The following is a 7,868-nucleotide window of genomic DNA, read 5'->3' as shown; positions in this document are numbered from 1 at the left end:
GTTTTACTTTTGGCGAAGCAAATTATAACTCTTTACCATGCTGTTCAAAAAACACTCACGAAAGATCAACACGCCCTAGAAACAATCGCGACTTATTTTAAGACCGTCTATTCATGGCCTAATTAGTCAGAAGCATAGATAACAGCAGAATTAAACAGAGGCCATGGCGCCTTTGCCAACCCCTTCGTAAGCGACCACGTCCAGGGACTTGCCCGCAACCATTGGGCTTACCTGCTCAGCAATATAATGTGCCAACAGCTCTACGGTGGTATCGGTATCCAGCATCTCTGTTTCCGAACGGGCAATCGCCAACTCAAACTCCCCCTGAGGTGCCTGATAACGGAAGCCATAATGGGTCAACTCAGAAATACCAGCCGCATGCTTGCTCAAGTTCAACTCAGACAACGCAACCTCGTCTTCACGGCTACCCAGATAGATATCCTGCCAACGCTGCGCCCATTGCTGTTCTAGCTCGGCATCTCGCTGGCCATCGACAAACAACTCTACAGGAGAGCGGTGACCATGGGCTATTCGCTGACAGTTTCCGTCATGCTTTTTAAGCCCGTGGCTGTAATGATAAAAAGCCCCTTGGATTTTCTCATGGCGCAAGGTCAATTCCAGCCCTTGCACATTATCCGGTAACTTACCGTCAAGCACCTGGTACAGATGGCGGGTGACTGACTCAATCGTTACTGCATCATCATCAATAAAGCAGTAGGCCTGATCCGGGCAATTCAAATGAATACTTGTCTCGTCACGGAGCAAGTCGACCGTTGCGTAACCTGGCTGGCTTTCGGCTACATGAATACGGGAATTGCGGGTCGGTACAATCAGGCGGTGATCGACAAACTCATCCACCAATTGCTTGATTTGCTTTTTGACCCTGCTGAAATCAAGCACCATGCTCATTTCATTCAGCTCACCCGACATCACCACATCGAGGATCCAACTTTCTCCGACCATACCTCGCTGTTCGCACAGGTAAGAAGCATCGATAACGGTAAGATCTCTGACAAATAGCTTCAACGTGAAGTCCTTAATGATAATGGTTGTCGTTAAACTAGCAGGGCATTATACGCAGCTGAAAACGGGAGTAAACAACAGCGTGAGTCCGTAACCTATCGAATAAGGCGCACAGAACATATTCTGTCAGTTAGAACAGATAAGAAGCGCCAATAAAGAGAGAGGTAACCCCATTCTGCTGTGATTCAAACTTCACGGCATTTCCGTCGCTGTCGGTACCATTCCAGGTTTCAATATCGGTAGGAACCAGTGAATGACGCAGCCCAAGCTCAACCCTGACCGGCTCTGCGACTTGCCAGTTCATACCCGCCTGCAGGCCGAATACAATTCCGCTCACATCAAACCCGTCCGGAAACTGCGAATCCGGCTCCACCGAGGAATAACCGATATGCAACCCAACAAAGGGGGTGACGGACTTATCATGGCGGAACAAGTAATCGGCACTGATCAAGTGCATGTTGGCTTTGGTTTCGTAGGCAGAAGTATCCTGGAACTTAGTTTCAGATGTATGCTGCTCAAAACTGTAATATATCCTGCTCTTGCCACCGGGGGTATATGCGCCAATATCAATACCAGCAAAGCCCTCATGTGAGGTGGACTCAGCGTCCAGCTTACTGCCATTACTCAGTACAACGCGATCAGAATTACTGAGCTGGCTCATTCCGCCCTTTATGCTGGCAAAATATCGAAAGGTCGAATCGGCCAGCTCTGCATCCTTGGCATGAGCCGATATTGGGAGCAATGCGAACAGTACTGCAACCGCAGTTTTATTAATATCCATTTTAAACCTGTGAATAGTACTAACGTATCAAACTAATAACTGAATATAGCGGCAACACCCGCACACCATACTCAATACGAGTCATATTTAATATTTACTTATTCTAATTCAATAGTAATTTCAGTACTATAGCCGCTAATCTGCAGTAAGCTCTAAATATCATTCCCGTAGCCAGCTCAATGCGTCAAGCGGCTCCTCAAAATATCTGAACTCTCCGGAAACGAACCAGCTTCCCATCTTGGACATTACTTCCTGCCACCGGGTGTTGCCGTAAAACGCAACTTTGTTGAATTTCTTACCGTGCTTTAAGCCCAGCTTTAAATCATCCCAGGCGGCCTGGAGCTGCCAGCCTTCAAAATCGGTACCATCGACGTAAACATTGACGATCGGCTGTTCGACATCCACCAGCGCATCCTCAATCAATGGCGTGATCTTTTCATAATCCGAATGGGTCAGGGTGCCAATGGCCTTGAATTCCATAAAGACCATTTCATCCACCCGCTCAACATCCATCGAGATACCATGTACGTTACTCATCATTCCTCCTCAGAGCTTGTCATCGACAATCAGCCTCCGAGTCAAGGGGGTCTGTTGATAAATCACTTATTGATATCATTACAGTTTAGCTGCTGATGCCCTATTCAGCGCCTTCAAATACCAACACAGCAAACATCAGGATTGTATGAGAGCATCGCCAAGGCAGATACAGATAAACACGTAAAAAAGCAGGGGGATCCCCTGCTTATAGTAGGTTGGTTCAAGACATGCCATGTCTTGCCGTTTCACCAGCAAAGCGCTACTTAGCTGACTGCATCATCCGGACCTCGGCTTTGAGATCTTTTTTCAGGATTTTGCCCGTTGCACTCATTGGGAGTTGTTGACGAATCTCAACACTCCTTGGGTATTTGAACGTGGCAAACTGGGCCTTACCCCATTCATAAAGCACCTGCTCATCCGCATCAGCCCCATCTTTCAGTACCACATAGGCTTTGATTTCTTCACCGTATTCCTGATCAGGTATGCCGATCACTGCCACCATGGCCACAGCGGGATGGGTCATGAACACTTCTTCAATTTCTCGCGGGTACACATTAAATCCGCCACGAATGATTAAGTCTTTAACCCGATCAACAATGTACAGGTTTCCCTTTTCATCAAATCGCCCGATATCGCCGGTAAAGAACCAGCCATCACGGATCGCATTCTCATTTTCTTCCGGTCGGTTAAGGTATCCCTTCATGATGTTATGACCACGAATAATCACCTCCCCTTCCTCCCCACAGGCAACGGGCTCACCTTTGACATCGGCAAGACGAATTTCAACGCCCTGAATCGGCTGACCAACCGAGCCCGGGATCCGTTCCTGATCCAGATGATTGAAACAGGCAACAGGACTGGTTTCCGACAGACCATAGCCTTCAAGGATCGGGACGTTAAACCTCTCTTCAAACACATGAATCACTTCTTTAGGCATCGAAGAGCCACCACTGATTGCCAGCCGCAACGAAGAAACATCCAGTTCGTTTGGACAGTGATTGAGAGCAATATACATAGTCGGCACCCCGGCAAACACCGTCACTTTATGCTCAGCAATCATTTCCAGTACCGTTGCAGGCTCGAACCTCGGCACCAATACCATGGTCGCCCCAGCAAAGACGGAAGCGTTCATGTTAACGGTCTGACCAAATGAGTGAAACAGAGGCAGGGTTACCAGTTGGACATCGTCGGCTTGTGCCGCCATCAGGTTTTCACTTACCAGGGCATTACAAACCATATTCCCCTGCGTCAGTTCGGCCCCTTTCGGTAGCCCGGTTGTTCCGGAGGTATATAGAATAACGGCCGTATCGTCTGCACGACGAGGCAGGTAATCACATTGAGGATCACACTCTTTAATAAACGCAGAAAACGAGGGCTGGCCATTAAATGAGTGCTGATTCTGATCGGCTGTCATTACGACCATATCCAGACAATGATCGACCTGGTTAAATGCCGCAATCCCGGCTTCTCCCATAGGCAATACATCTGTTCCCTCAAAGCAGAAAAAGAACTTCGCCCGAGAGTCTTCCAGGTGGTATTTAATCTCTCGTTCTTTGAGCAGTACATTAAGCGGCACCACGACTGCTCCGGCTTTCTGGATACCGTAATAGATAATGGGGAAGAAGGGCAGGTTCGGGCAGCTGAGCGCCACCTTGTCACCGGGCAGAACCCCTTTGGCTATCAGGCCATTGGCCACCTTGCTGGCCAGGACATCAAACTCGGCGTAAGTGATATGGGTATCACCACAAATAATCGCAACTTTATCAGGTTTACAACTGGCATTTCTTTGCAGGGCAGCAGCTAGACTCATCATAGATGATTACCTTGTTATTCGTTGATTATCATTGATACAGACACTAAATACCTAAAAATCAGAGAAATATTGAGCAGCGTAGAATGATATAACTAGATAAGCCCCGACCGATTGTCAATAAACAGTCGTTTAAATGTTAAATTTATGTGATCACCAATAGCAACTATCAAGTCTTGATACCTGGTCGCTGCGAGAAAGCAAAACAGGGATCACATCCACCCTTCAGCATCGCTATAGCTGACTCCCAAATGCAAAGTACAGCGAACCATTGTCGTTCTCTGCGACTCCGTACGCCAGAACCGCGGGGCCAAGTAAAGTATCGAGTGCGATATACACACTCCCGGCCGTGATAGATGAATCCCAACTAATGTCATCCTTGTCGAGCCATACACCGCCCCGCTCGATTGAACCACCCAGGTATAAAGGCGCCGAGAACAGTTTGAAGTTCACATCATCAACATGATAGCGATAGATTAACGACCCAAACGCACTGTAATTGCCAGTTAAGTGGAAACGATTGAACCCGGATAGATTAAACAGGCCACCGAGACTTTGCGGTGATACCGGATAAAAGGCATTTGATTCAGAGCCTGACGCCCTAACCAAGGCAACGACAGAGTGCTCATCCCATGTCAGCGGTTGAATCATTTGAGAGTCCAGATACGGCACCGACTCGGATATATCTCCGTTTTCGATCTCTGCATCCGAATACCGGTAACCCAATTGTACGTCCAGCAGTGTCCCAGTGCTTGGAAAGAAAAAATTATCCAGGCTATCGTAGTTATACTCGCCATAACCGCTCAGGCTGGTCACTTCCTGCTTTGGCACCGCCGAAAATTCGCCCTGTGTGTCGCTGTAGCCACCATCTATCCCCATCAACAGTCGACTATCCCGTTCGATATTCCAGCCTAGCTGGGAAAAGAGCTGTAGCGATTTGTACTTCACTTCATCTTGGTCGGCATCGAACCGAGCGACATTGTTAAACTCTCTGATTTCCTGCTGCCAGCCTATCCCAAACTCCGCAAAGTACTGCTGCTGATAATCCAGAGGCAAATACAGCCCCGTTGTCAGTTTGTCCTGAACACCTAGCAATATTTTAGACTTCCACTCTCCCCCGGTTCGGGTCACATTGGTCAATAGGTATTCCGCGCCCACGGCGTAATTAGGCCGTTGCTCGTTGTCTCTTTCTATCGATAACTTGAGATTGAGATAACCTGGCCCCCACGCTTTTTCAACCACAATGATCGACAGATGTTTACCGTCTTCCTCTACCTCATAGGTGATTTTTTCAAAGATGCCCTTGGCATAGAGCCTGTCTATTGCCTGCTCCAGCTCCTTGACACTGTAATTCCGGTCGGGCTCAAGCGATAACCACTCATACAGCGAGGTATCGCTCAATGTCGTTTGATTCACAATATGGATATCAGTAAACGAATAGGTTGCCGGAAGCCACTGACGACGTTTGTCTGCCATGTATCTAGCATATTGTTGTTCATCAATCTGATATCGCAATAATTTGGGAAGCTGGGCCAATGCCGCTTCACGCCCGCTGCGATAGGCCTGATACATCAAATTAAAATCAGTGGCTACCATATAAGACACATCGGGAACGATATAAACATCCCGGTCCAAATTGAGCAGTGCCACCTGCTGATCACTGCCTGTATTTGTCATGTAAGTTGTCAGCTGATTCACCACATTCACGGCAGAGTTGAGATCCTCCAGCTTAAACATGGCATCGCGCAAATCGACAGCGATCACGATCTCGGCGCCCAGCATCTTCACCTGATCAACCGGCATATTATTAACAATACCGCCATCAACAAGCAGGCGGCCATCTTTTTGTACCGGCCTCAATGCTCCGGGGACAGACATCGAGGCCTGCATCGCCTGGACAAGATTGCCGCTGTCGAGAACAACCGGTTCTATTTTTTCCAGATCCGTTGCCACGGCCCGATAAGGAATAACAAGTTGGTCGAAACTGTCGAAGTTCGGCGGGTTACCCGTTAGCTCTCTCAGCATACTCGCCATTTTTTGCCCCAGAACCAGACCGGGAAGGGGCTTTATTTCCCCATCAAGGGATAAACCAATATCGGTATATAACAGAAACTCATCTGTTCTTTTCTTCTCTTTGAGCTGTAACTCTTTTCTTGTCAGCCTATCGAAATATCCATCGTGCCAATTGATATCAAATGTCCGCCGCTTAATTTCACCGGCGCTAAACCCCAGGGCCAACATGCCACCAATGTAGGATCCCATGCTGGTACCAGTAACCATATGCACCGGAATTCTATTCTCTTCCAGTACTTCCAAAACACCAATGTGCGCCGCCCCCTTTGCCCCGCCACCACTCAGGGCCAGCCCAATTTTTGGCGATGGCTCAGTCGCCTTGACTGTCAACGATACTAACAGCACGACTTTCACGCATATTAGTCTCAAAGCAGCAAAGTACTTCATGTTTACTTTCACGCTAATATGCCTCCTCGCGCATCAATGCCTCATAAAACCATATAACACAGGCTCCAAATAGAATTCTCCAAAACGATTATTATTAGTTTTTAAACATGCTTTTCTTATTATTAATAAATAAGGAAAACACCTCTGAGTTCATATTATTTCCTACGTTCCTTCCACTACGCTAAGAAGATAACACGCCTAATAACAGGCACAGGGAGGCTTAAAGCTTGATGATGACAAACAAATACATTGCCTGCTGTATATTCATGTATTTCTTAAGCTTCCAAGCCCATTCAAGCTGTGCGAACATTAAGGTCGATCACCAGCGGTTAGAATGTTATGACCAGCTATCAAAGGGCGGCCTCGAACTATCAGACAATGCTGATAAATCAGCGGCACCTAATAGCGAAACAAGAGCGTTCAATCTCACGACCATGGATAGCAACGAGATTGTCAGCTATTTCAAAGACAGGAAAATATTTCAACTGACTCCTCACTATCCTAACTACATCCTCCCACTTTCGTATAACAAAAAACCTAATGAAGATGCGTTCGAAGAATTTGCTCCAGGGGCTGAACTCGACAGGTTTGAAGTCAAGTTTCAGATCAGCGGTAAATTTAAGCTACTGGACGATATCTACCGCGATAACTGGGATATCTGGTTTGGCTATACTCAGAGGGCGTGGTGGCAACTGTATAACTCTGATGAATCAGCGCCTTTCAGGGAAACGAACTATGCGCCAGAAATCTTTGCCTCCTACTACTCCAATGTTGATATCTTCGGTTTTAAACTTGTCATGACGGATATTGGTCTTATTCATCAGTCGAACGGGCGCTCTGAGTTGCTCTCCCGAAGCTGGAATCGGCTATATGCAAACTTCCAGCTCACCAGCGGTGATTTCCTTCTCTCCATTCAACCCTGGTATCGCATTCCTGAGAGTGACGAGGACGATGACAACCCTAACATTGAAGATTACATGGGCTATGGAAATTATCGCCTGACATACAAAGATGAAGGAACACTGTATAGCCTTTTATTACGTAACAATCTAAAGTTTGACGATAATAAAGGCGGTATCGAATTAAGCTGGGCATTCCCGGTTTACGATATCGTTAAATTATACCTGCAATATTACAACGGCTATGGTGAAAGCTTGATTGACTATGACCATTATGTAAACCGAATCAGCTTGGGGATATTAATTTATGAGTGGTTATAGAGTGAGATTGATATAACTATCTGCCCTCCTTAAAGAG

At 46.9% G+C, this 7,868-nt stretch carries 6 protein-coding genes; 1 reads left to right on the top strand and 5 read right to left on the bottom strand.

Going from position 1 to position 7,868, the window contains the following annotated elements; translation table 11 throughout:
- Positions 1-150: 150 nt before the first annotated feature.
- The 5 genes from BIT28_RS06815 to BIT28_RS06795 form a co-directional block, all read right to left on the bottom strand.
- On the bottom strand, positions 151-1,026 hold the full coding sequence (locus BIT28_RS06815; protein ID WP_075762888.1) for a 6-pyruvoyl trahydropterin synthase family protein: 876 nt from the start codon (positions 1,024-1,026) through the stop codon (positions 151-153).
- 127 nt (positions 1,027-1,153) lie between these two features.
- Positions 1,154-1,804 (bottom strand): outer membrane beta-barrel protein, encoded by a 651-nt coding sequence (locus tag BIT28_RS06810; RefSeq protein ID WP_075762887.1) that lies wholly within the window; start codon positions 1,802-1,804, stop codon positions 1,154-1,156.
- A 159-nt stretch (positions 1,805-1,963) separates the two neighbouring features.
- Positions 1,964-2,341: a SpoIIAA family protein gene (locus BIT28_RS06805; protein WP_075762886.1), complete on the bottom strand. Its 378-nt coding sequence runs from the start codon at positions 2,339-2,341 to the stop codon at positions 1,964-1,966.
- Positions 2,342-2,600: 259 nt separating this feature from the next.
- Positions 2,601-4,154: a long-chain-fatty-acid--CoA ligase gene (locus BIT28_RS06800; protein ID WP_075762885.1), complete on the bottom strand. Its 1,554-nt coding sequence runs from the start codon at positions 4,152-4,154 to the stop codon at positions 2,601-2,603.
- A gap of 231 nt (positions 4,155-4,385) precedes the next feature.
- Positions 4,386-6,623 carry a patatin-like phospholipase family protein gene (locus BIT28_RS06795; RefSeq protein ID WP_139310448.1) on the bottom strand — a complete coding sequence of 746 codons (2,238 nt, stop codon included), beginning with the start codon at positions 6,621-6,623 and terminating at the stop codon, positions 4,386-4,388.
- A gap of 218 nt (positions 6,624-6,841) precedes the next feature.
- Here BIT28_RS06795 and BIT28_RS06790 point away from each other — a divergent pair, with 218 nt between their 5' ends.
- A complete protein-coding gene (locus BIT28_RS06790; RefSeq protein ID WP_075762883.1) occupies positions 6,842-7,831 on the top strand; it encodes a phospholipase A in 990 nt (329 codons plus the stop codon).
- The last annotated feature ends 37 nt before the right edge of the window (positions 7,832-7,868 follow it).

Origin of the sequence: Photobacterium proteolyticum (assembly GCF_001939735.1) — a bacterium.
GTDB lineage: Bacteria > Pseudomonadota > Gammaproteobacteria > Enterobacterales > Vibrionaceae > Photobacterium > Photobacterium proteolyticum.
This window is presented reverse-complemented; position numbering and strand designations above follow the sequence as displayed.